Annotated in this window: 21 protein-coding genes and 1 pseudogene; 17 read left to right on the top strand and 5 right to left on the bottom strand. The window is 68.8% G+C overall.

The window, feature by feature from the left end; translation table 11 throughout:
* The 6 genes and pseudogenes from HL658_RS21615 to ftsH form a co-directional block, all read left to right on the top strand.
* Positions 1-766: pseudogene (locus HL658_RS21615) on the top strand (hypothetical protein); the annotation flags it as partial.
* A gap of 2 nt (positions 767-768) precedes the next feature.
* Entirely contained in the window at positions 769-2,115 is a 1,347-nt protein-coding gene (tolB, locus tag HL658_RS21610; protein WP_180284687.1) for a Tol-Pal system beta propeller repeat protein TolB, read from the top strand.
* A 149-nt stretch (positions 2,116-2,264) separates the two neighbouring features.
* Complete coding sequence (pal, locus tag HL658_RS21605; RefSeq protein ID WP_180284686.1) at positions 2,265-2,741, top strand: peptidoglycan-associated lipoprotein Pal; 477 nt, start codon at positions 2,265-2,267, stop codon at positions 2,739-2,741.
* Between the two features lie 195 nt (positions 2,742-2,936).
* Positions 2,937-3,794, top strand: a complete 858-nt coding sequence (gene ybgF, locus HL658_RS21600; RefSeq protein ID WP_180284685.1) for a tol-pal system protein YbgF — start codon at positions 2,937-2,939, stop codon at positions 3,792-3,794.
* Complete coding sequence (gene tilS, locus HL658_RS21595) at positions 3,791-5,170, top strand: tRNA lysidine(34) synthetase TilS (protein WP_343055256.1); 1,380 nt, start codon at positions 3,791-3,793, stop codon at positions 5,168-5,170. Before ybgF ends, tilS begins: the two co-directional genes overlap by 4 nt.
* An 86-nt stretch (positions 5,171-5,256) precedes the next feature.
* Positions 5,257-7,191: an ATP-dependent zinc metalloprotease FtsH gene (gene ftsH, locus HL658_RS21590; RefSeq protein ID WP_180284684.1), complete on the top strand. Its 1,935-nt coding sequence runs from the start codon at positions 5,257-5,259 to the stop codon at positions 7,189-7,191.
* Between the two features lie 71 nt (positions 7,192-7,262).
* Here ftsH and HL658_RS21585 read toward each other — a convergent pair whose 3' ends face one another.
* Complete coding sequence (locus HL658_RS21585) at positions 7,263-9,659, bottom strand: HWE histidine kinase domain-containing protein (protein ID WP_180284683.1); 2,397 nt, start codon at positions 9,657-9,659, stop codon at positions 7,263-7,265.
* A gap of 283 nt (positions 9,660-9,942) precedes the next feature.
* Here HL658_RS21585 and HL658_RS21580 point away from each other — a divergent pair, with 283 nt between their 5' ends.
* The 3 genes from HL658_RS21580 to HL658_RS21570 are packed head-to-tail and all read left to right on the top strand — an operon-like array spanning position 9,943 to position 11,750.
* The gene (locus tag HL658_RS21580) at positions 9,943-10,638 is read left to right on the top strand and encodes a MotA/TolQ/ExbB proton channel family protein (protein WP_246337771.1); all 696 of its coding nucleotides are present in this window, start codon (positions 9,943-9,945) and stop codon (positions 10,636-10,638) included.
* Positions 10,631-11,239 (top strand): hypothetical protein, encoded by a 609-nt coding sequence (locus HL658_RS21575; protein ID WP_180284682.1) that lies wholly within the window; start codon positions 10,631-10,633, stop codon positions 11,237-11,239. The genes HL658_RS21580 and HL658_RS21575 overlap by 8 nt, the downstream gene beginning before the upstream one ends.
* A 4-nt stretch (positions 11,240-11,243) precedes the next feature.
* Entirely contained in the window at positions 11,244-11,750 is a 507-nt protein-coding gene (locus HL658_RS21570) for a hypothetical protein (protein WP_180284681.1), read from the top strand.
* 7 nt (positions 11,751-11,757) lie between these two features.
* On the opposite strand, the gene HL658_RS21565 is transcribed toward HL658_RS21570, so the two are convergent.
* Positions 11,758-12,165 (bottom strand): hypothetical protein, encoded by a 408-nt coding sequence (locus tag HL658_RS21565; RefSeq protein ID WP_180284680.1) that lies wholly within the window; start codon positions 12,163-12,165, stop codon positions 11,758-11,760.
* Between the two features lie 111 nt (positions 12,166-12,276).
* On the opposite strand from HL658_RS21565, the gene HL658_RS21560 reads away from it, so the two are divergent.
* The 3 genes from HL658_RS21560 to HL658_RS21550 all read left to right on the top strand — a co-directional run bounded on the left by HL658_RS21560 (position 12,277) and on the right by HL658_RS21550 (position 14,206).
* The gene (locus HL658_RS21560; protein WP_180284679.1) at positions 12,277-12,765 is read left to right on the top strand and encodes a YajQ family cyclic di-GMP-binding protein; all 489 of its coding nucleotides are present in this window, start codon (positions 12,277-12,279) and stop codon (positions 12,763-12,765) included.
* Positions 12,766-12,949: 184 nt separating this feature from the next.
* Positions 12,950-13,333 (top strand): hypothetical protein, encoded by a 384-nt coding sequence (locus tag HL658_RS21555; RefSeq protein ID WP_180284678.1) that lies wholly within the window; start codon positions 12,950-12,952, stop codon positions 13,331-13,333.
* 108 nt (positions 13,334-13,441) lie between these two features.
* Positions 13,442-14,206 carry an adenine nucleotide alpha hydrolase family protein gene (locus HL658_RS21550; protein WP_180284677.1) on the top strand — a complete coding sequence of 255 codons (765 nt, stop codon included), beginning with the start codon at positions 13,442-13,444 and terminating at the stop codon, positions 14,204-14,206.
* Positions 14,207-14,229: 23 nt separating this feature from the next.
* Here HL658_RS21550 and HL658_RS21545 read toward each other — a convergent pair whose 3' ends face one another.
* The 3 genes from HL658_RS21545 to HL658_RS21535 all read right to left on the bottom strand — a co-directional run bounded on the left by HL658_RS21545 (position 14,230) and on the right by HL658_RS21535 (position 17,505).
* A complete protein-coding gene (locus tag HL658_RS21545) occupies positions 14,230-14,991 on the bottom strand; it encodes a metallophosphoesterase (RefSeq protein ID WP_180284676.1) in 762 nt (253 codons plus the stop codon).
* Positions 14,992-15,083: 92 nt separating this feature from the next.
* Positions 15,084-16,127: a hypothetical protein gene (locus tag HL658_RS21540; RefSeq protein ID WP_180284675.1), complete on the bottom strand. Its 1,044-nt coding sequence runs from the start codon at positions 16,125-16,127 to the stop codon at positions 15,084-15,086.
* 97 nt (positions 16,128-16,224) lie between these two features.
* Positions 16,225-17,505 (bottom strand): NAD(P)/FAD-dependent oxidoreductase, encoded by a 1,281-nt coding sequence (locus tag HL658_RS21535; protein ID WP_180284674.1) that lies wholly within the window; start codon positions 17,503-17,505, stop codon positions 16,225-16,227.
* A gap of 155 nt (positions 17,506-17,660) precedes the next feature.
* On the opposite strand from HL658_RS21535, the gene HL658_RS21530 reads away from it, so the two are divergent.
* The 5 genes from HL658_RS21530 (at position 17,661) to HL658_RS21510 (ending at position 23,411) form a co-directional block, all read left to right on the top strand.
* A complete protein-coding gene (locus HL658_RS21530; protein ID WP_180284673.1) occupies positions 17,661-19,004 on the top strand; it encodes a glutamine synthetase family protein in 1,344 nt (447 codons plus the stop codon).
* 154 nt (positions 19,005-19,158) lie between these two features.
* A complete protein-coding gene (locus HL658_RS21525; protein ID WP_180284672.1) occupies positions 19,159-20,262 on the top strand; it encodes a polyamine ABC transporter substrate-binding protein in 1,104 nt (367 codons plus the stop codon).
* Between the two features lie 125 nt (positions 20,263-20,387).
* Entirely contained in the window at positions 20,388-21,542 is a 1,155-nt protein-coding gene (locus HL658_RS21520; RefSeq protein WP_180284671.1) for an ABC transporter ATP-binding protein, read from the top strand.
* Positions 21,543-21,591: 49 nt separating this feature from the next.
* On the top strand, positions 21,592-22,578 hold the full coding sequence (locus HL658_RS21515; RefSeq protein ID WP_180284690.1) for an ABC transporter permease subunit: 987 nt from the start codon (positions 21,592-21,594) through the stop codon (positions 22,576-22,578).
* Entirely contained in the window at positions 22,575-23,411 is an 837-nt protein-coding gene (locus HL658_RS21510) for an ABC transporter permease subunit (protein ID WP_180284670.1), read from the top strand. The genes HL658_RS21515 and HL658_RS21510 overlap by 4 nt, the downstream gene beginning before the upstream one ends.
* The last annotated feature ends 4 nt before the right edge of the window (positions 23,412-23,415 follow it).

Raw genomic sequence — 23,415 nt, 5'->3', positions numbered from 1 at the left:
GCCTCCACCGCCGCCGCCGCCGGACCCCGCACCCGCGCCGACGCCGAAGCCGCCCCCACCGCCGCCTCCGCCGGCGCCGCCGCCACCACCACCCCCCCCTCCGCCGCCGCCGCGGCCGGAGCCGCCGAAGCCTGAGCCGCCCAAGCCGGAACCGCCGAAGGTCGCCAAGCCCGAGCCGCCGAAGCCCGAACCGGCCAAGCCGCAACCGGCCAAGCCCGAGCCCGCCAAGCCGCAGCCCGCGAAAGCGCCGGAAAAGGCGCCGGAGAAGCCGAGCGCCGACCCGTTGCAGAACCTGCTGCGCAGCGTGCAGAACATGAAGCCGTCGCAGCCGAGCCAGCCATCGGCCGCGTCCAACCAGCGGCAGCAGACGGCGGCGGCCAACCCGCCGTCGCCGCCGTCCGGTGCGGCGCGCGCGTCGGAGGGGCCGGAGCGTGCCTTCAAGCCGTCCGGTCAGGCGATCGACGCGATCCGCGGACAGGTCAGCAAGAACTGGAACTTCGACAGCGGCCGCAAGGACGCCAACAGCATGGTGGTCGAGATCCGGATCGAGGTGGCCCGCGACCACCAGGTCATCAAGGCGGAGATCGACCCGCAGTATCTGCCGCGCTACCGTTCGGATTCCGCCTTCCGCGCGTCGGCCGACGCGGCGATACGGGCGATCATGCGGTCGAGCCCGTTGCAGTTGCTGCCCCAGGAATTCACAGCCGATACCTACGAGAAGTGGCGAACCATCGTCTTCAAATTCGATCCGAGGGATATGTTCTGACCATGAAAGCAACGAAGAGGCTTCTGCGGGGGATCGCCGGCGTGGCCGGCGCGGTGCTGTTGGCCCTCGGGGTGGCGGCTCCCCTGCCGGCGCGGGCCGAACTGCGCATCGACATCACCAGGGGCGTGGTCGAGCCGCTGCCGATCGCCATCACCAGCTTCGCCGGTGCGGCGGGGCGCGAGGCGCAGATCGGGCGCGACATGTCCAACGTCATCTCCGCCGATCTGGAGCGGTCCGGCCTGTTCCGCCCGCTCAACCCGCAGGGCTTCCTGCAGACGCCCGAACAGCTCCGCTCGGGCGAGCCGCGTTACCAGGACTGGCGCGCCATCGGCGCCCAGGCGCTGGTCGCCGGCAGCGCCACCATGCAGGGCGACGGCCGGCTGAAGGTCGATTTCCGCCTGTGGGACGTGGCCGCCGGCCAGCACATGGCGGGGCTGTCCTACACCGCCACGCCCGACAGCTGGCGCCGCATCGCCCACATCGTCGCCGACGCCGTGTACAAGCGGCTGACCGGCGAGGACGGCTATTTCGACACCCGCATCGTCTACATCGCCGAGTCCGGCCCGGCCAACGCCCGGCTGAAGCGGCTCGCCATCATGGACCAGGACGGCGAGAACCATTCCTTCCTCACCGACGGCAAGAATCTGGTGCTGACCCCGCGCTTCTCCCCGACGGCGCAGGAGATCACCTACATGTCCTTCGTGAACAAGCGGCCGCGCGTCTACCTGTTCAACATCGACAGCGGCCGCCAGGAGGTCTTGGGCGACTTCCCTGGCATGACCTTCGCCCCGCGCTTCTCGCCGGACGGCAACAAGGTCATCATGAGCATGGCGCTGAACGGCAACACCGACATCTTCACGCTCGACCTGCGCACCCGGCGCCAGACCCAGCTCACCGACAGCCCGGGCATCGACACCGCCCCCAGCTATTCCCCCGACGGCTCGCAGATCGTGTTCGAGTCGGACCGCGGCGGCAGCCAGCAGCTGTACGTGATGGGCGCCGACGGCTCGGGCGTGAAGCGGCTGACCTTCGGGCAGGGACGCTATGCGACGCCCGTATGGTCGCCGCGCGGCGACCTGATCGCCTTCACCCGCCAGCAGGGTTCCGAGTTCGCGGTCGGCGTCATCCGGCCGGACGGCACGGGCGAGCGGATCCTGACCAAGGCCTTCCACGTGGAAGGGCCGACCTGGGCGCCCAATGGTCGCGTGCTCGCTTATTTCAAGGAGACGCCGACCGGTGGCGGGCGTTCCGCGCGTCTTTACACCATCGATGTCACAGGGGTTAACGAGCGTCGGGTGGTCACCCCCATCGATGCGTCGGATCCGGCTTGGTCGCCCTTGATTCCCTAGGGGAGTACGCCTATTTTGCGCACCGCAGCGCGACAGTGAAGACAAAGGCCGGTGGTCTATTTCACGTCCGTCGGGGCTTGGCGGCCGTGATGTCGTACTGCGAAATATTCCGGCCGGAACATCTCGTGTCGCTTAGGGGGTCAACAATTATGCGTATGAAGATCTTGAGCCTGTTCGCAGCGGTTCTGCTCGTCTCCGCCTGCGAGACGGCGCCCGACACCTCCGCCAACCAGACCGGCACCGGCGGTGCGCAGACCAGCAGCATCCGTCCGGGTTCGCAGGAGGATCTGGCGGTCAACGTCGGTGACCGCGTGTTCTTCGGCTACGACCAGTACAACCTGTCGCCGGAGGCGCGGGGCACCCTGGACCGTCAGGCCCAGTGGCTGCAGCAGTACCGCAACGTCACCGTGACCGTCGAAGGTCACGCCGACGAGCGCGGCACCCGCGAGTACAACCTGGCGCTCGGCGAGCGTCGCGCCAACTCGGTGAAGAACTACCTGGTGGCCCGTGGTGTCGGCGCCAACCGGGTGAAGACCATCTCCTACGGCAAGGAGCGGCCGGCGGTGGTGGGCTCGGGCGAGGCCGCCTGGGCGCAGAACCGTCGCGGCGTGACCGTCGTCGACTGATCGTGCGTCGATTGGCCGGTGCCCGGCTTCGGCCGGGAACCGGTGGGAACAGCGCCGCCTCCGGTCCCCCGGGGGCGGCGTTCCCGTTTCAGGACGGTGCACAATCGGCTTTCCTTCCCGCGGCACGCGCCATATTTTCGCCGGGTTGAACCACCATCCTCCCGCTCGACCCGCCTGACCGGAACGGCATCCGACATGAAGACGACGACGACCGTGGCCGCCCTGCTGCTCGGTGGCCTGCTGTGCGGCGGTTCCGCGCTGGCGCAGACCCTTCCCGTTGAACGGCTGGAGCGGCTGGAGGCCGGCACCGCGGCGCTCGCCGCCACGCTCGGTGGCGACATCCAGTTGGCGCAGGCCAACGCCATCCCGCCGTCGCTCGCCGCCGATTTCGAGGTGCGGCTCCAGCGCATGGAGCGGGTGCTGTCCGAGTTGACCGGCCGCGTCGAGGAATCCACGCACCAGATCACCCAGCTCCGCGACCGCCTGGAGCGCCTGAACGGCGACGTCGATTTCCGTCTGTCGCAGATCGAGAAGGGTGGCGACGGCGCGGCGCGGACGGCAGCCGCCGCACCGTCGGCACCCGCGACCCGCAACGATCCGCCGCCGTCGACCGCCCCCGGCACGCCGCCGCCCGCCGCGGCCGCCGCGGCGCTGCCGGCCGGCGCCAACCCGGACCGGCAGTACGAACACGCCTTCGGCCTGCTCCAGCAGTCCGATTACGTCAAGGCGGAAAAGGCGTTCCAGGACTTCCTCGCCAAGAACAAGGGCCACACGCTGGCCGGCAACGCCCAGTACTGGCTGGGCGAGACCTATTACGTCCGCGGCAAATACGCCGACGCCGCTGTCGCTTTCGCCGAGGGGGTGCAGAAGTACCCGAAGAACAACAAGGCGCCGGACAACCTTCTGAAGCTCGGCATGGCGCTCGGCCAGCTCAACCAGAAGAACGACGCCTGCACCGCCTACAAACAGCTTCTCCAACGCTTCCCCGAGGCGTCGGCCAGCATCAAGCGCCGTGCCGACACCGAGAAGCGCAAGCTGAACTGCCCGGCGTGACCGGGGAGGGCGATCCGCCCCCCCACTGCGCCCCGGCGCCGATTTCCGACGACGCCTTCACGCGCGCCATGGACGCCATCGGCGGCTTCGAGCGGGAGCCGCTGGTGGCCGTCGGCGTTTCCGGTGGGGCGGACAGCCTCGCGCTGACGCTGCTGCTCGACCGCTGGACGCGTCGGCGCGGCGGTGCGGTGCGGGCGCTCACCGTTGATCACGGGTTGCGGCCGGAGTCGGCGGCCGAGGCGGACCGGGTGGGGGCGTGGCTCGCCGCCCGCGGCATAGCGCACCATGTCTTGCGCTGGGAGGGCGCCAAGCCCGCCGCCGGCATCCAGGAGGCTGCCCGCGCCGCGCGACGCCGGCTTCTCATCGAACATTGCGCAGGGCAGGGCATCCTGCATCTGGCGCTCGCCCATCACCGCGACGATCAGGCGGAAACCGTGCTGATGCGCTTCGCCCGCGGCAGCGGCGTGGACGGGCTGTGCGGCATGGCCCCCGTGCGGCCGGAGGGAGCGGTGCGGCTGCTCCGCCCGCTGCTGGCGGTGCCGCACGCACGGCTGGTGGAGACCTGCCTCGCATTCGCCCAGCCCTGGATCGAGGATCCGTCGAACGCCAGCGCCGCCTACGCCCGCGGCCGGCTGCGCGCCGCGGCGGGGTTGCTGGCGGCGGAGGGATTGTCGCCGGAGCGGCTGGCCGACACCGCGCACCGCGCCGCCCGCGCGCGCCGCGCGCTGGAGGTGGGAACGGCCGCCCTGCTGGCCACGGCATCGGCCTTCCATCCGGAGGGGTGGGCGACGCTCGACCCGGCACCGCTGGTGTCCGCGCCGGAGGAGTTGGGCTTGCGCGCGCTGGCGCGGACCCTGATGGCGGTCGGCGGGCAGGTCCACGCGCCGAAGGCGGCGGGGCTGGAGCGGCTGCTGGCCGACGTGGCCGGCGGCCTGACGGTGGCGCGGACGCTGGGCGGTTGCGTGGTCGCCCCACGGCGCGGCCGGCTGCTGGTGGCGCGGGAGCCGGACGCGGCGGCGGAGCGGGTGCCGCTGCCGCCCGGCGGGACCGGGATCTGGGATGGTCGCTTCACCGTCCGGTTGCATCCCGAGGCGCCCGCCGGGCTGGTTGTGGCGCGGCTGGGGGCGGAGGGCTGGGGTCAGGCGGCGGAGCGGTGGCCGGAGCTTCGGCGCCGCGATCTTCCGGTGCCGGTGCGCGAGGCATCGCCCGGTCTCTGGGACGGCGGACGGCTGGTTCTGGCGCCCGCCATCGAGGCCGCGGATCGTGTGGGCGGGGCAGGCCGTACGGCATTCCGGGCCGACGCCCTGTTTACCCCGCCGATGCCACCGGGCGGTCCAGCTTTTCCGGTTGTTTCGAAAGGGGCCGGCATTATTTAATCTGGTGGACGTGCCCGTGGGGCTTGGGGGAGGGCCACGGTCCATCCCAGACGATCGACTCCCGGGGTCGCAGAAAGGCGTGTGACGTGAACAACTTCGGCAAAAATCTCGCGCTCTGGATCATCATCGGCCTGCTGCTGGTGGCGCTCTTCAACCTGTTCCAGAGCTCGTCCACCCGCAGCCCGCAGACCACCGTTCCGTTCAGCGAACTGATTGCCGAGGTCGACCGCGGCCAGGTCGCGGACGTGACCATCAAGGGCAACCAGGTCACCGGCCACTTCACCGATGGGCGCTCCTTCAGCACCTTCATCCCGCCGGAAGCCGACCTCGTCCAGCGCCTGACGGCCAAGAACGTGCGCATCAGCGCGGTTCCGGACGACAGCAATGTGCCGTCCCTGTTCTCGGTGCTGCTGTCCTGGTTCCCGATGCTGCTGCTGATCGGCGTGTGGATCTTCTTCATGCGCCAGATGCAGTCTGGCGGCGGCAAGGCGATGGGCTTCGGCAAGTCGCGCGCGCGGCTGCTGACTGAAAAAGTGGGCCGCGTCACCTTCGACGACGTGGCCGGCATCGACGAGGCCAAGCAGGAGCTCCAGGAGATCGTGGAGTTCCTGAAGGACCCGCAGAAGTTCCAGCGGCTGGGCGGCAAGATCCCCAAGGGCGTGCTGCTCGTCGGCCCCCCCGGCACCGGCAAGACGCTGACCGCGCGCGCCGTCGCGGGTGAGGCGAACGTGCCCTTCTTCACCATCTCCGGCTCGGACTTCGTGGAGATGTTCGTGGGCGTCGGCGCCAGCCGCGTGCGCGACATGTTCGAGCAGGGCAAGAAGAACGCCCCCTGCATCATCTTCATCGACGAGATCGACGCCGTCGGCCGCCACCGCGGCGCCGGCCTGGGCGGCGGCAACGACGAGCGCGAGCAGACCCTGAACCAGCTGCTGGTCGAGATGGACGGGTTCGAGGCGAACGAGGGCGTCATCCTCATCGCCGCGACCAACCGTCCGGACGTGCTCGACCCCGCGCTGCTGCGTCCGGGCCGCTTCGACCGTCAGGTCGTGGTGCCCAACCCCGACGTGCTCGGCCGCGAGAAGATCCTGAAGGTCCACATGCGCAAGGTGCCGCTGGCGCCCGACGTGGACCCGAAGATCATCGCCCGCGGCACCCCCGGCTTCTCGGGCGCCGATCTCGCCAACCTCGTCAACGAGGCCGCCCTGCTGGCCGCCCGCGTCGGCAAGCGCGTGGTCTCCATGGGCGAGTTCGAGGCGGCCAAGGACAAGGTCATGATGGGGGCGGAGCGCCGCTCCATGGTCATGACCGAGGACGAGAAGAAGCTGACCGCCTACCACGAGGCCGGCCACGCCGTGGTCGCCATCCACCAGCCGGACAGCGATCCCGTCCACAAGGCCACCATCATCCCGCGCGGTCGCGCGCTGGGCATGGTGATGCGCCTGCCGGAGGGCGACCGCATCTCGCTCAGCAAGGCCAAGCTGATGGCCGACCTGCGCGTCGCCATGGGCGGCCGCATCGCCGAGGAGCTGATCTTCGGCCGCGAGCGGGTCACCACCGGCGCCTCGGGCGACATCAAGATGGCGACCGAGATGTCGCGCCGCATGGTCACCGAGTGGGGCATGAGCGACAAGCTCGGGCCGCTGCTCTACGGCGAGCCGACGCAGGAGGTCTTCCTCGGCCACTCCGTCACCCAGCACAAGAACATGTCCGACCACACCGCCCAGTCGGTGGACGAGGAGATCCGGCGGATCGTCGACGAGTCCTACGAGGAGGCCCGCCGCATCCTGACCGAGAACATCCACGAGCTGCACGCGGTGGCCAAGGGCCTGCTGGAGTACGAGACCCTGTCGGGCGAGGACATCAACAGCCTGCTGCGCGGCGACCCCATCGTCCGCGACGAAAAGCCCGAAGCCTTCGCTCAGCCCAAGCCCGCCGCCACCCCCGGCCGCCGCGCCTCGGTGCCCACCAGCGGCAGCAAGGACACCGGCGGCATCGAGCCGGAGCCGCAGGGGACGTAACCAGCACTTGTTCCGCAACAAAAAGCCCCCCTCCCACCAAGTGGGAGGGGGGCTTTTTGTTGGCCTCGCCGTTACGCCGCCAACCCCGCCAGCGTCGCCGCCAGCGTCTTCGGGCTGACTGGTTTCTTCAGGATGCGGGCGGCGGCCCAGCGGGCGTCGGTGCTCTGGATTTCGCCGAAGCCGGTGCAGAAGACGATGGGCACGCCGCGGGCTTCCAGAAGTTCGGCTACGGGCAGGACGGAGCGGCCGTGCAGGTCCACGTCCAGCACGGCGGCGTCCACGGTTTCCAGCGCGGCCAGCTTGGCGGCACTCTCCACCGTGCCGGCGGGGCCGACCACGACGCAGCCGAGGTCGCCGAGTGTCTTCACCAGCTCCAGGGCGATGGGGGTGTTGTCCTCCACCACCAGGATGCGGCGGTGGCGCAGGCGTTCGGTGGAGACGCTGGGTTCGGCGGCGGTGCTGGCGCGGGCGGCGGCGCGGCCGCTGGTCATGTGGACGGGGGGGACGATCACGGTGACCCGCAGGCCGGCGGCGGCCCAGTCGTAATCGACGGTGCCGTCGAGCTGGCTTTCCACGCTGGTGCGGATCAGCCGGGTGCCGAAGCCGCTGCGCGTCGGGGCGCTGACCGGCGGGCCTCCGGTTTCCTCCCACCGCAGGGTCAGCGCGCCGGTGCCGCCCTCCAGCGTCCAGGACACGCGCAGCCGCCCGTCGGGCACCGACAGGGCACCGTATTTCGCCGTGTTCGTGGACAGCTCGTGCAGCACCATGCCCACCGGCTGGGCGGCGTCGGCGGCCAGCACCACCGGCGGGCCGGCGATGGCGATGCGCGAGGGGATGCCGAGGAAGGCCGCCAGCTCGTCCTCTATAAGGGTGCGCAGGTCGGCCCCCTCCCAGCGGCTGCGGGCGAGCAGGGTGTGGGCGCGGGCGAGCGCGCCGACGCGGCCCTCCACGGCCTGGGCGAACTGCTCCGGCGTGTCGCCGCGCGACAGCCGCACGACCGCCTGCACCACCGCCAGCGCGTTCTTGGCGCGGTGGTCCACCTCGCGCACCAGCAGGCGCTGCGCCTCCTCCCCCCGGCGGCGCTCGGTGATGTCGCTGAACAGGGCGAAGACGCCGGAGGGCCGTGGCTCGCCCGCGTGGAAGCGCGGGATGGCGTCCACCACCAGCCAGCGGTGCTCGCCTGTCTCCGCGTTGCGGATGCGGACGGTGAGGCCGCGGACGAGCGCGCCGGAGCGCATGGCCAGCTCGATGGGGCTGTCGTCGGCGGACAGCGGGCGCCCGTCGCCGTCGCACAGCTCCCAGTGCGGGGAGGTGGAGCTGCGCCCGATCATCCGCTCCGCCGGCACGCCCAGGATTTCCTCCGCCGCCCGGTTGGCGGAGACGATGCGGCCGGTGGCGTCGTGGATGATCACGCCCTGGGTCAGCGTCTCGAACAGGGAACGGAAGCGACCCTCGCTCTCGCGTCGCGCGGCTTCGGAATGCTCCAGGGCCGCCAGATGCTCCTCCTTTGCCACCAGCGTGCTTTCCACACGCAGGCGATGGGTGATCTCTTCCGACAGGCGGTTCTCGCGGCGCTGGGCGAGGCGCACCAGGCTGCCGAGCGCCAGCACGGCGGCCAGCGCCGCGGCGAACAGGCTGGCGGTCTGGCGCATCCAGGCGGTCACCACGGCGTCGCGCGACATGCCGACCAGGATATGGGCGGGAAATCCATCGAGCTTGGCGAAGCCGAAGATGCGGTCGGCCCCGTCCGTCAGCGAGGCGTTCTCGTACACGCCGCTGTCGCGGCCCGCCGACAGGGCGAAGAACGGCGAATCGGACCGTATGCGCGGTGGCAGTGGATCGACCATCGGCGAGCGCGCGAGGTATTCGCCATCCGCGCGCAGCAGCGTCACGATCTCCGGTTCGTTGCCGATCACGCGGGTCCAAAAGGATTCGAAATAGTCGAGCGAGATGGTGACCAGGATGAGCCCGTCGAAATCGCCGTTCTGGCTGGTGCGGCGGCGGCTCAGGTTGAAATTCAGATTGCCCTTCAGCAGCCCCCGCATCATGCGGCCGACATGCACGACGTTCTGCCGCTTCAGGACCTGGAAATACTCGCGTTCGGTGACGATGGATCGCGGCATCGGGAAGATGTCGGCGCTGTTCACCGTTCGCCCTTCCGGCCGGACCAGCCACAGCCCGTCCACATGCGGTGTCCGCCGCGCCACCGCCTGAAGAAGTGCGTGCACCTCGGGCGAACGTTCGATGGTGTCCCAGTCCAGGTCGGCGATGCGCGCGTCGATAACGTCGATCACCGATTCCTGCGCCTCCAGCACGCGGGTCGCGTGCTCGCGCAGGATCAGGGCGGTGTGGTGCACCCGTTCCCGCGCCTCGGCGAGCATGGCGTCGTGCGTGCGCCACGCGATCAGTCCGGCGACCGTGGGAGGGAGGAGCAGCGCCGACCAGAAGAGTAGGGAGAGTGGCCGCATGACCGGGTCATCCTATCCTCGAACGGATCCCCGCCGCCGCCCCTCTCTACGGCATAGACCGGAGGTGCAGCGTCGCGACCGGCCGAGCCCTTGCCGAAGCATGGAGTAACCCGCCCAACCGTCGCCATGCCGCATCCGTTCCGCACTCTGTCGACCGGTGTGTCGCCGAAAGCGCCATGCTCCACCGCAGCCTCTGCTTGGAACCTGTGCGGAGGTGGCGGGTTCACTGCATGACGGAATGCCCATCGGTCCGTCTCCCGTGCAACCCGGCGAGGACACGCCGATGAATCAGTGGATGTTGTGGAGCCGTTTCGCCGCCATCAACCTCTTCGGAGCCGCGGCGCTCGGTCTTGCCTGGATCAACGGTTGGGTGGACGAGGTCGTCCGCGCGGATACCAGCCGGATCAGCGTCGTCATCTTCATCCTGTTCGTGATCGGCCTCGCCGCCACCGCCTGGCGGATCGAGAAGGTGACCTCGGAACTCGACCACATCGAGCGGGGGCAGGGCGGACGACTCGACGCCTACCGCCGCGCGCTGGCGGTGTCCGGCGGAAACGCCACGCGGTCGCTGGAACTGCGGCTGTTCGGCCGCATCACCTTCATCCGCCACATCGCCAACGCGCTGGTGATGCTGGGGCTGATCGGCACCGTGGTCGGCTTCGTCATGGCGTTGGGCGGTGTGAACGCCGCCGGAGCCAATGACGCCAATTCGGTCAGCGGCATGGTCAACACACTGATCCAGGGCATGGGGGTGGCGCTCTACACCACGCTGGTCGGCTCGGTGCTGAACCTGTGGCTGGGCGCCAACTATCAGATCCTGGTGACCGGGACGGCGAACCTGACGGCGGCGCTGATCGATGCCGCCACCGGCGACCCGGACCCGCTCCATGTCGGCCCGTCGATGCGCTCCCGTGCGGCGTCCGCCATCCCGCCGGCTGGTTCGTCGGTCGGGCCCGCCGGCGAGACGGCCCATGTTTGACCCCTGGAACGACGCCGACGACAGCGGCACCGTCTTCCGCGACATGATCACCCTCGCGCTGGCGGGGTTCGTGTGCATGGTGCTGCTCCTGCTGCCGCACGTGAACCCGCCGGGCGAGGAGGGCAAGGGTGTGGCCGCCACCGAACCGCCCGGCAACGTCATCATCGAGGCACGCTGGGACGACAAGCTGCGCACCGACGTCGACCTGTGGGTGCAGGCGCCCGGCGACGTTCCGGTCGGTTATTCGAACAAATCGGGACTGATCTTCAACCTTCTGCGCGACGACCTGGGCAGCTACGCCGATCCGACGGAGATCAATTTCGAGACGGCGTTCTCGCGGGGCATTCCGCCCGGCGAATACGCGATCAACGTCCACCTGTTCCGCAACCTGGACAATGTTTTCCCGATCTTCGTCCGGGTGGTGGCGCGGGTGAAGGCCGAGCATGAGTCGGGAGCCGCGACCATTGCCGCCACCCGCGTCCGGCTCGACCACGAAGGACAGGAGGTTACGGCTTTCCGGTTCAAGCTGACCGAGCGCGGCGAACTGGAGCCGGGGAGTCTGCACGCCCTACACAAACCCCTCCGCTCAGCCAGGAAGTGACGCCATGGAAAATCTCACCGTCCTTTTCTCGTGCTTTGCCATCCTGCTGTTGATGATGGTATGGGCGGCGCTCCGCTGGTCGCGCAGCGGCAAGGCACGGGCGCTGATCATCGCGCTGTTCGCGCTGATGCTGCCGGCCGCCTACGCCGCCCCGGCAACCCTGCTGGGCCGGGCGAAGCCGGTGACGCTGGAATGGATCGGCACCCATGTCCAGGAGGCGCAGGTGCTGAGCGCCACGCTGATCGAGAACGACGCCATCTACCTGACCCTGATGTGGCGCGAGGCGCCCAACCTCTACCAGCTTCCCTGGGACCGCCGCATGGCCGAACAGCTCCAGGAGGCGATGAAGGACGCCGAGCGAAACGGCACGCGCCCGGTGATGCGGCTGCCCTTCGAGAAATCCTGGGACGACCGCGAGCCGCGCTTCTACGCGCAGCCGCAGCCGAAGATGCCGGACAAGCCGATGCCGGGCGGCGGGGTGGAATTCCAGCATCCGGGGCAGGCAACGTGACGCGCCGTCACGCCGCCGGCGCGCCCGCGCCCAGCCGGGCGTGCAACCCGCGCAGATAGCGGCTGTCCAGACGCGTGTGATTGCCGTCGGTGATCTGGCCGCGCATCTCCTGCAGCTCGACCCTCATCTCCGGGGACAGAGTCGGGCGGGCCAGCAGGGCATCGATCAGCACCAGGTCGTGGGCGCACTCCTCCGCATCCGGCTCCCCGCCCTTTTCCGGTGGCGCCTCGCCGACCTCCGGCTCGGGCTCTTCGACAACGGCCGTCGGCGGGGGCGCCAGCAGGTCGTTCCAGTCGAGCCCGGCTTCCCGGACGCGCGCGTCGATGGCCCTGGCGGCGGCCAGGACCGCGGCGTCATCCGCATCGCCCAGGCGGTCGAGAAGGGCGATGAAGCTGTCGCGGTCGAGATGGGGCATGGTCGGGCCTCCCGGCTTGGTTTCAGGTTGGCCCATAGGTGTGGACGGAATCCGCCGCGTCAACTACGGTCGCGGGCCACACCGTCACAGTCCTGATCCGGGGGGAAGGCCATGCCGTCGTTCGACATCGTTTCCAAGACCGACGTGCACGAGATGGACAACGCCGTCGCCGGCGTGGTGCGCGAGATCGAGCAGCGATTCGACTTCAAGGGTTCGAAATGCACGGTCGAGCGGGTGGGGGAGGAGATCGTCATCGCCGCCGATGACGATCTGAAGCTGAAGCAGATCCACGAGCTGCTGAAAGTCCACGTCACCCGCCGCAAGCTCGATCCCGGCTTCCTCGACTTCTCGCAGAAGGTGGAGAAGGCCACGGGCAACACCGTCCGCCAGACCGTGCCGATCCGCCAGGGCATCGCCCAGGACCTCGCCAAGACCATCGTCAAGGCGGTCAAGGACAGCAAGATCAAGGTGCAGGTCGCCATCCAGGGCGACGAGCTGCGAGTCACCGGCAAGAAGCGCGACGACCTCCAGGCCGCCATCCAGCATGTGCGCGGGCTGAAGGTGGAGCAGCCGCTTCAGTACGTGAATTTCCGCGACTGAGGACTCGTTCGGACATCCGGCCGACGGGCGGCAAAGCCTGCCGCGTCCGGGTAACTTTTGCCCACCCCGCGCGGAAAAATCTGCCGGGTCGGGCGTGCCGGTTCTGGCATTTCCGTGACCTTTCGTGGTGGCCCGCTCCTTGCTTGACCCGGCAAGGATTGCCGTCCGACGAAGGGCTCCTCCTGTGACCACCCCGGTTAACGCCGACAACGCCGCGCTGACGCGGATCCGGGCCGAAGAGGCCCTGGATCGCGGCAACGGAACGTCGCGTTCGGCCGGGGAGCTGGCCGGCCGCTTCGCCGCGATGCTGGAGCAGCTCAACGGCGTGGCGGGCGCCCCGGACCAGACCGGGGCCGCGACTCCGGTCGGGCGCGTCTCCGCGGAGACGAAGGTGTCGCTGGGGGCCGTGTCGCTGTTCGCGCAGGGTGGCGACGCCGCGGCGGCCGGCTCCTCATCCACCGCCGCGGACGGGGCCGACGCGGTGGTCCGGCACACGCTCAGCGGGGCGCCGGCCATGGATGTGCGCTGGCTGACCACCCTGTTCACCCAGAGCGGTGCATCCGGCTGACGGACCCTCCGTCGGGGTCGCGCCATCCCCCATCCGACAAGGGGCGGCACCGACCGGCTTTGCGGTACGTTCCCCCTCCCTGAACGAACGAAAAGACGGGAGGATGCCGTGAAGACGATCAACGTCCTGTGGACGTCGGGATGGGATTCGACGTTCCGTGTCCTGGACGCCGCCGTAACCAAGCGGTTTGCGATCCAGCCGCATTACATCATCGATCGGCGCCGGGCGTCGCACGCGGTGGAGGTGCTGACCATCACCCTGCTGACGCAGATGATCACGACCCGCTACCCCTACGCCCGCATTGCGCCGCCGGTCCTGACCGAGCGCACCGACATACCGCCGGACCCCGCCATCGACGCCGCCTTCGGCCGGCTTTGGGAGACGGCGCATCTGGGTGACCAGAACGGCTGGCTGGCCCGCTATGTCCGCTGGAAAGGGGTGGACGGCCTCGAGCTCTGTGTCCATGACGGCGACAAGTCCCGCCAGTTCATCGCCCCCCTCGCCACGCTGGTGGAGGAGGATGGCGACGCCGTGCATGTGGTGCCGCCCGGCGACAGCGACACCGCACGCCTCTTCGCCAACTTCCGCTTCCCGCTGCTCGACCTGACCAAGCTCGACATGGAGGAGGAGGCGCGCACCCGCGGCTTCCTCGACATCATGGACCGCACCTGGTTCTGCCACAGCCCGACCGCGGACGGGCAGCCCTGCGGCGTCTGCAACCCCTGCACCTACACCATCGAGGAGGGCTTGGCCCGCCGCCTGCCGGAGGCGGCACTCCGCCGCCACGCCAACCGGCGCCGGATCGTCAACCGCCTGTGGCGCCGCGCGGCGCGCACGGCAACGCGGACGGCCGATCGGCTGGGGATTGGGTGAGGGATGCCGCCGGCTCCGCCCGCTCACGCCGTGGTGAGGAAGCGCCGGTCCGTGTCCTCCAGCACCACGCAGGTCAGGCGGTGGGTGGCGTAGGCACCGGTGTCGATGCCGATGCGGTTGCCGCGCAGCTCCGGCTCGATGCTGATGGTGTGGCCGTGCACCACCACCTTGCCGTGGTCGACGTTCGACTTCAGGAACTCCTCCCGGATCCACAGGAGGTCGGTTTCCTTCTGGCGCGGCAGCGGCACGCCAGGGCGCACGCCGGCGTGCACGAAGACGTAGTCGCCGATGGTCACGCTGGGTTTCAGCCGCTCCAGGAAGCGCTGGTGATGGGGGGGGACCGCTTCGCGGAGGTCGCCCTGCACTTGGAGCAGCCGTTCCACCGGCGCGTCCTCGGGCGGTGGCGTCACGCCGTAGCTGGCCAGCGTTGCCAGCCCGCCGTAGCGGAACCAGCCAGGGCCGACTCGGACATCCTCCAGGAACCCAAGGAACGACGCCTCGTGGTTGCCTTTCAGGTGGATGGCGCCGAAGCCCGGCGGCGGGCCGGCGATCAGCCGTTCGATGACGCCGCGCGACTGCGGACCGCGGTCCACATAGTCGCCGAGGAACACCAGATAGCGGGCACGATCGCCGGCCGTGCGGGCGTCGGCCTCGATCCGGTCGAGCAGCTGGTCGAGCAGGTCGAGCCGTCCATGCACGTCGCCGACGGCGTAGACACGCACACCCCGCGGCACGGCCGCCGCCGCGGGTTCCGCCTTCTGCCAGCGCGCGAAGCCGAAAACCACCCTGCCTCCTTATCGAAAGATCCCCTGTTTGCCACTGGACATGGTGACAGATTTTCGCGTTTGCGAGACGATTCGATGGGGTTGCCCCCGCGTCACTTCCGCTCCCACACCTTGGTGTCGATGTAGCGGCTGGCGAGGAAGCGGTAGGTCTGCTTCTGGATGTGTTCGATCTGCATCGACCGTTCGACCGGCACATCCTTCCAAAGCGCCAGCAGCTCCTCCCATTCCAGCAGCCGGGCGCGCAGATCGTCGCGGATCTTGCGGATGAAGGTCACCGTGCTGTCGAAGGACTTCAGCGCCCCGAAGATCTCGCCGGTCTGGGCGTCCGCCTGCTCGAAGATGGAATCATACTCCTTCAGCGGTTTGCGGATCAGCCCCTGCATCCGCATCAGCTCCGCCACGAAGGTCCGGTCGGTGCGATAGATCTGCGTCAGCTTGGTCAGACTGTCGGCGATCTGTCGGATCTGCTTGAAGCGGTCGCGCAAGGCCTCGATGTAGGACAGTTCCTGCGCCAAGTCCTCGACACGGTCGTGCACGAACTGTTCGGCGTTCTCGGTGATGCCCAGCTTGCTGGCGATCTCGCGGAAGGCGGTCTTCAGACGTGTCTTGGTCTGCGGGTCCTCGACGAGCTGGTCGAGTTCCTCCATGTCCACGACGATCATCTCGCTTCCGGTGATCCAGGAGACGAGCTGCACCGTCAGCCGGCCGCGAGCGATGGCGCGGTGCTTTTCCTCCACCGACCAGGAGGCGCGGCCGTCGAGAAGTTCGCCCGGAATCTGCTCGCCCGGACGGATCACCTTCACGTAGCGCAGGCTCTTCGTGACGGTGTCCAGCAGCTTGAAGTCGGTGCCTTCGGCTGGGAGTTCGAAGGATTCGCGCAGCGTGTTGAAGGGCAGGGCCGCCTTCAGGTCGCCCAGCTCGATGTTCAGGACCGGTTCCTTCGAGGTCGGCTCGATGTTGAAGAAGGCCCCCGGCATGCGGAAGACCTTGTGCTGGAAGTCGAAATGGGTGTCGCGCATGGGCACGGCCTGCTCCGACGGCGCCGCCGGTTCCGGCTCGGGAGACGACGGAGCGGGCTCCGGCGCGGGGGCCGGAGCGATGGTGTCGGCGCCGTCTAGCGGAGGGGTGTCGTTCATGCGCGCGAGGACCGGGGCGTTGTGGGCGGACGAGCCCACTTAAGGTATAGCATCCACGTTGCGATTGTAGGCGCGGGACGTCGCGGCGGCACTTTCGTCACAAAAGATCGCGCAGCCGGAACCAAAGCATCGCCAAGACCAGCGCAGGAGTGCGCAACCAGCGTCCGCCGGGAAACGGATGGTGTGGGATGCGGGCGAAGACGTCGAAACGCTCCGCCGTGCCGGCCACCGCCTCGGCGATGGTGCGCCCGGCCATGCCGGCCAGCGCCACGCCATGCCCGGAATAGCCGTGGGCGTAGAAGCTGGTGGGCGACAGCCGGCCGACCTGCGGCATGCGGTTCATGGTGATCGCCACATGCCCGCCCCAGACATGGTCGATGCGGGCGTTGTCCAGCTCCGGGAAGACGCGCAGCATCTTGCGGCGCAGCGCCAGTTGCAGACCTGGCCGGTCCAGCCCCGAATAGCTGACGCCGCCGCCGAACAGCAGCCGGTGGTCCGGCGAGCGGCGGAAATAGTTCAGCACGAAGTTCATGTCGCTGACCGCGGCACCGGCCGGCAGCAGCGTCGCTGCGGCGGCGCGGCCCAGCGGTTCGGTGGCCATCATGTAGGTGGCGACCGGCATGATCCAGCCTTCCAGCCGCGGCGCCAGCCCGTCGATGTAGGCGTTGCAGCCCAACACCAGCCAGCGCGCCCGCACCGACCCGCCCGCCGTCGTCACCCGCGGCGCCGGCCCGGTGTCCACCGCCAGCGCCCGGCTCCCCTCGAACAGCCGCACCCTCGCGGCGACCGCCGCACCGGCAAGGCCCAGCGCGTAGTTCAGCGGGTGCAGGTGGCCGCTGCCGGCGTCGAACAGACCGCCGAGATAGGCATCCGACCGCACCACCGTGGCGACGCCCGCCCGGTCCAGCCGCGTCAGCAGCCGGTAATCGTAACGTTCCCCCAGATCCGCCTCGATGGCGGCGATGTCGTCCAGGTGTCGCGGTTTCACCGCGGCGTAGAGGAAGCCCCAGGTCAGGTCGCAGGCGATGGCGTGCGCCTCGACGCGCCGGCGCAGCAGGTCCGTCGCCTCGACGTTCAGGTCCCACAGCCGTCGCGCATCCTCCGCGCCCACCCAGGATTCGATGGTGGACATCGGCTTGTTGTAGCCGGTGATGAGCTGGCCGCCGTTGCGCCCGGAGGCACCCCAGCCCACGCGCTCCGCTTCCAGCAGCACCACATCGTAGCCGCGCTCCGCCAGCTCCAGCGCCGTCATCAGCCCGGTGTAGCCGCCGCCGACCACGCAGACGTCGCACACCGTCTCGCCCTCCAGCGCCGGGTGGCGGGGGTGCGGGTTGGCGGTCTCGGCGTACCAGGACCGGGTGTGGACGGGCGGCTGCATGGGCACCGGATACGGTGCCGTGCGGGCGCCGTCAATGCGTTGATGGGCCGGATCGCTTTGCGCTCTGGCGCAGGACACCCTTTCGGCATCATAGTGTCGGCATCGGAAACAGCATGGAGGGGTCTGCCCACCGGTCGGAGCGGACTGAACACTGCATGGGATTCATGGATGACTTCATCAAGAAGAACCGCATTACCGAGGTGGAATGCCTCGTGCCCGACATGTCGGGCATCGCGCGGGGGAAGATCGTTCCCGCCGAGAAGTTCCTGCGCATCCTGCGCGACCGCGGGCTGAGGCTGCCCGAGGCGATCTTCGTACAGACGGTCACCGGCGAGTTCCCGGACGACGAGGACGTCACGTCGGACGAGAATTCCGACATCTACATGATCCCCGACGAACGGACGATCCGCTTCGTCCCCTGGTACAAGGAGCCGACGGCGCAGGTCATCACCGATTGCGTCTACGCCGACGGCAGCCCCGTCGACATCTCGCCCCGCCATGTGCTGAAGCGGGTGCTGTCGCTCTACGACGAGCGCGGCTGGAAGCCGATGGTGGCGCCGGAGCTGGAGTTCTTCCTGGTCCAGGTCAACAAGGACCCCGACTACCCGCTGGTGCCGCCGGTCGGGCGCAACGGACGGGTGGAAAGCGGCCGGCAGGCCTTCGGAATCGACGCGGTCAACGAGTTCGACCCGATCTTCGAGGACATCTACGACTTCTGCGAGACGCAGGACATCGACATCGACACCCTGACCCACGAGGCCGGGGCCGCGCAGATCGAGATCAACTTCAACCACGGCGACCCGCTGGAGCTGGCCGACCAGGCCTTCCTGTTCAAACGCACGGCGCGCGAGGCGGCGATCCGCCATCAGGTCTACGCCACCTTCATGGCCAAGCCCATGCAGAACGAGCCGGGCAGCGCCATGCACATCCACCAGTCGGTGGTGGACAAGGAAAGCGGCCGCAACCTGTTCGCCAACCCCGACGGCACCGACAGCCCGCTGTTCATGGCCCATCTGGCCGGGTTGCAGAAGTTCCTGCCCTACGCGATGCCGCTGCTGGCGCCCAACGTGAACTCCTACCGCCGGCTGGTGCCCAACTCCGACGCGCCGATCAACGTGCACTGGGGGCGCGACAACCGGACCACCGGCCTGCGCGTGCCGGTGTCGCCGCCCGACGCGCGCCGGGTGGAGAATCGGGTGGCGGGGGCCGACGCCAACCCCTACCTCGCCATCGCCGCGTCGCTCGCCTGCGGGTACATCGGCATGGTGCAGGGGATGGAGCCGTCGGACCCGGTGAAGGGCTCCGCCTACCGCCTCGCCTTCACACTGCCGCGCCACCAGGGCGACGCCCTGTCCAAGTTCAACGCCTGCAAGCCGCTGAAGGAGGTGCTGGGCGAGAAGTTCCTGGACGCCGTCACCTGCGTCAAGCAGGCGGAGTACGAGGCCTACCACCGCGTCATCAGCTCCTGGGAGCGGGAGAACCTGCTGCTGAACGTGTAGCAACTCCCTCGTCCGCCGGTGGCGGGCGAGGGATTTCAGAGACTGCCCCCTTTTCGTTGACATTCGCCGCGCCCGCCGATGCAATACGGGCGCGTGCCGCGGCCACGGTGCCGGCGGGGCGCGTCCGTGTTGAATTCCGGTGGGGAACAGCGTCATGAAAACACGAATCGCGCTCGGTCTCGCCGCGGCGGCGGCGATCACGGCCCTTGTCGGCACCGCCTCGGCGCAGGACAAGAAGCCGGTCAACATCTACATCTGGAACGACTATCTGGCCGAGAGCACGCTGCCGGACTTCACCAAGGCCACCGGCTACCCCACGAAGGTGGACCTCTACGACAGCCTCGAGTTGCTGGAGCAGAAGGTGCTGGTGGGCAAGTCCGGGTACGACATCATCGTGCCGACCGCCGAGCCGGCGCTGTCGCGCCTGATCCAGGCGAAGGTGGTGGCGCCGCTCGACAAAGCGAAGATCCCGAACCTGGCGAACGTCAACCCGGCGATCCTCAAGCTGCTGGAAAGCTCCGACCCCGGCAACAAGTTCGCCGTTCCCTATCTCGGCGGCACCATCGGCATCGGCATCCTGCCGGACAAGATCAAGGCGCTGATGCCCGACGCGCCGCTCAATTCCTGGGATTTGGTGTTCAAGCCGGAGGTGGCGAAGAAGCTGGCGCCCTGCGGAATCACCATCCTCGATTCGGCGGTCGATGTGATCCCGACCGTCTTCCACTACCTCGGCATCGACCCGAACTCAGAGAAGAAGGCGGACCACGACGAGGCCGAGAAGGTCCTGATGTCGATCCGCCCCTACGTGAAGCAGTTCGTCACCGGGCAGAACATCAACCTGCTGGCCGGCGGCGACGCCTGCGTGGTGGTGGGCTACTCCGGCGATGTGAAGCAGGCCAAGGCGCGTGCCAAGGAGGCCGGGCAGGGCCTGAAGGTCGAATACGTGATCCCGAAGGAGGGCGCGCAGGCCTGGTGGGACACCATGGCGATCCCGGCCGACGCCCCCAACAAGGACGGCGCGCACGCCCTGATCAACCATGTGCTCGACCCCAAGCAGATGGCGGCGATCACCAACTCCGTGCAGTACGGCAACGCCATCCCCGGCTCGCTGCCGATGGTGGAGGAAAGCATCCGCACCGACAGCGCCGTCTTCCCGACGGAGGCGGAGGGCGTTCGCCTGTTCACCATCAGCGCGGTGAAGCCGCAGGTCGACCGCATGCGCACGCGCATCTGGACCAAGGTGAAGACCGGGCGCTGAGTCGTCCGGCGATGTGACGCGGGCACGCCCCGCCCGGCCATCCCAGCGGACGGCGGGCGGGGCGTTTTCATGACCGGCCGTCGGTTCCTGCGCGGCCGGGGAGGGGAAAGGGGAGACCGACGACGATGGCCACGGCCCAGGTGATTCGCAATCCGGCACGGCTGGAGCCGTGGCAGGACCCCAAGGCGGTCCCCTATGTGCGGATCGAGAAGGTGACCAAGCGGTTCGGCGACTTCGTGGCCGTGGACGACGTCAGCCTGTCGATCTACCGCAACGAGTTCTTCGCCCTGCTCGGCGGCTCCGGCTCCGGCAAGACGACGCTGCTGCGCATGCTGGCCGGCTTCGAACGGCCGAGCGAGGGGCGCATCTTCATCGATGGCGTCGATATGACCGAGGTGCCGCCCTACGAGCGGCCGGTCAACATGATGTTCCAATCCTACGCCCTGTTCCCGCACATGTCGGTGGAGCAGAACGTCGCCTTCGGCCTGAAGCAGGACCGCATGCCGGCGGCGCAGATCCGCGACCGTGTGGCGGAGATGCTGGCTCTGGTGCAGCTCGACCGCTTCGCCAAGCGCCGGCCGCACCAGCTTTCCGGCGGCCAGCGCCAGCGCGTGGCCCTCGCCCGCGCGCTGGTCAAGCGGCCGAAGCTGCTGCTGCTGGACGAGCCGCTGGGAGCCTTGGACAAGCGGCTGCGCGAGAAGACGCAGTTCGAGCTGGTGAACCTGCAGGAGAAGCTGGGCATCACCTTCATCGTGGTCACCCACGACCAGGAGGAGGCGATGACCATGTCCAGCCGCATCGCCGTGATGAACCAGGGCTACATCGTCCAGACCGGCACGCCGACCGAGGTGTACGAGTATCCGGGCAGCCGCTTCGTGGCGGAGTTCATCGGCGACGTGAACATGTTCGAGGGCCGGGTGGTGGAGGACGAGCCGGACCATGTGCTGATCCGCTCGGACGAGGCCGGCTGCGACCTCTACATCAATCACGGCGTGCCCATGCCCATCGGGACGCAGGTCTCGGTCGCGGTGCGGCCGGAGAAGGTGCTGCTGTCCAAGGACCCGCCGCCGGACGGGGGCGGGCGCAACGCCACCCGCGGCATCGTGCGCGAGATCGCCTATCTCGGCGACGCATCCATCTACATCATCCAGCTCCACACCGGGAAGACGGTGCGGGTGACCGCGCCCAACGTGACCCGCCGGGTTGACATGCCGTTGACCTGGGACGACGAGGTGCATCTGAGCTGGCGCCCCTTCGCCGGCGTCGTGCTGGCGCAGTGACGGGGGCCGTACGATGAGCCGCAACGGCTTCCTTCCCCTGGGCGACCGCATGAGCGGCGGCAACCCGCCGGGCGTTCCCGCCTTCCTGTCCACCGCCGCCGCGGCCGTCGTGGCGTTGCTGCGCCGCGTCGGCCTGTGGGGCCGGGGACTGGTGATCGCCGCCCCCTATCTCTGGCTGTTCCTGTTCTTCCTCGTCCCCTTCCTGATCGTCTTCCGCATCAGCTTCTCCGACGCGGTGATCGCGCAGCCTCCCTATTCCGACATCGTCCAGCTGCTGGAGGACACCGACCTGGAGCAGTGGAAGCTCCAGATCACGCTGAACCTGTCCACCTACCTGCGCCTCCTCACCGACGACCTGTACATCTATGCGTACCTGTCCTCGCTGAAGATGGCGGCGGTGTCGACGCTGCTGTGCCTGCTGCTGGGCTATCCCATGGCCTACGCCATCGCGCGGGCGAAGCCGTCCATGCGCGGGCCGCTGATGATGCTGATCATCCTGCCCTTCTGGACCTCCTTCCTGATCCGGGTGTACGCGTGGATCGGCATCCTCAAGGCCAACGGCGTGCTGGCCAACATGCTGGGTGCGGTGGGGCTGGTCGACAGCAACTGGGAGCTTCTGTACTCCGACGTCGCCGTCTACATCGGCATCACCTACTCCTACCTTCCCTTCATGATCCTGCCGCTCTACGCGACGCTGGAGAAGCTGGACCCGGTTCTGCTGGAGGCGGCGGCCGATCTCGGCTGCAAGCCGTGGGAAGCCTTCCTGAAGGTGACGCTGCCGCTGTCGCTGCCCGGCATCGTCGCCGGCTCGCTGCTGGTCTTCATCCCGGCGGTGGGCGAGTTCGTCATCCCCGAGCTGCTCGGCGGGCCGGACACGCTGATGATCGGCCGCGTGCTGTGGAACGAGTTCTTCTCCAACCGCGACTGGCCGGTGGCGTCGGCCGTCGCCATCGCGTTGCTGCTGTTCCTGGTGGTCCCCATCATGGTCTTCCAGTACGTGCAGGCCCGTCAGCAGGATGGGGAGGAGCGGCGATGAAAAGGTTCGGTGGTCCGCTCGGCTGGGCGCTGTGGTTCGGCTACGCCTTCCTGTATGTGCCGATCTTCCTCCTGATGCTCTACTCCTTCAACGAGAACCGGTTGGTCACGGTGTGGAGCGGCTTCTCGACGAAGTGGTACGGGGAGCTGCTGGAGAACACGCAGCTTCTCGACGCCGCCTATTTGTCGCTCAAGGTGGCGGCGATATCCGCGAGCTTCGCGGTGGTGCTGGGCACGCTGGCCGGGCTGGCGCTGGCGCGTTTCGGGCGCTTCCGCGGGCGGATGCTGTTCGGCGGCATGATCACGGCACCCCTGGTGATGCCGGAGGTGATCACCGGCCTGTCGCTGCTGCTGCTGTTCGTGGCGCTGGAGGGGCTGGTCGGCTGGCCGGACGGGCGCGGGGTGACCACCATCACCATCGCCCACACCACCTTCGCCATGGCCTATGTCGCGGTGATCGTGCAGTCGCGCCTGTCCAGCATGGACGACAGCCTGGAGGAGGCCGCGATGGATCTCGGCGCCCGGCCGGCCAAGGTCTTCTTCGTCATCACCCTGCCGATCATCTCGCCGGCCATCGTGTCGGGCTGGCTGCTCGCCTTCACCCTGTCGCTGGATGACCTGGTGATCGCCAGCTTCGTGTCTGGCCCGGGCTCCACGACGCTGCCGATGGTGATCTTCTCCTCCGTCCGGCTCGGCGTGTCACCGCAGATCAATGCTCTGGCGACGGTCATCGTGCTGCTGGTCGCCACCGGCATCTTCGTCGCCACGCTGGTCCTGGCCCGGCAGGAACGGCAGCGCAAACGCGACGAGCAGATGGCGCTTCAGGGCGGGTGACCGC

The organism is Azospirillum oleiclasticum, from assembly GCF_013423485.1.
In the GTDB taxonomy this organism is placed as follows: Bacteria; Pseudomonadota; Alphaproteobacteria; order Azospirillales; family Azospirillaceae; genus Azospirillum; species Azospirillum oleiclasticum.
This window is presented reverse-complemented; position numbering and strand designations above follow the sequence as displayed.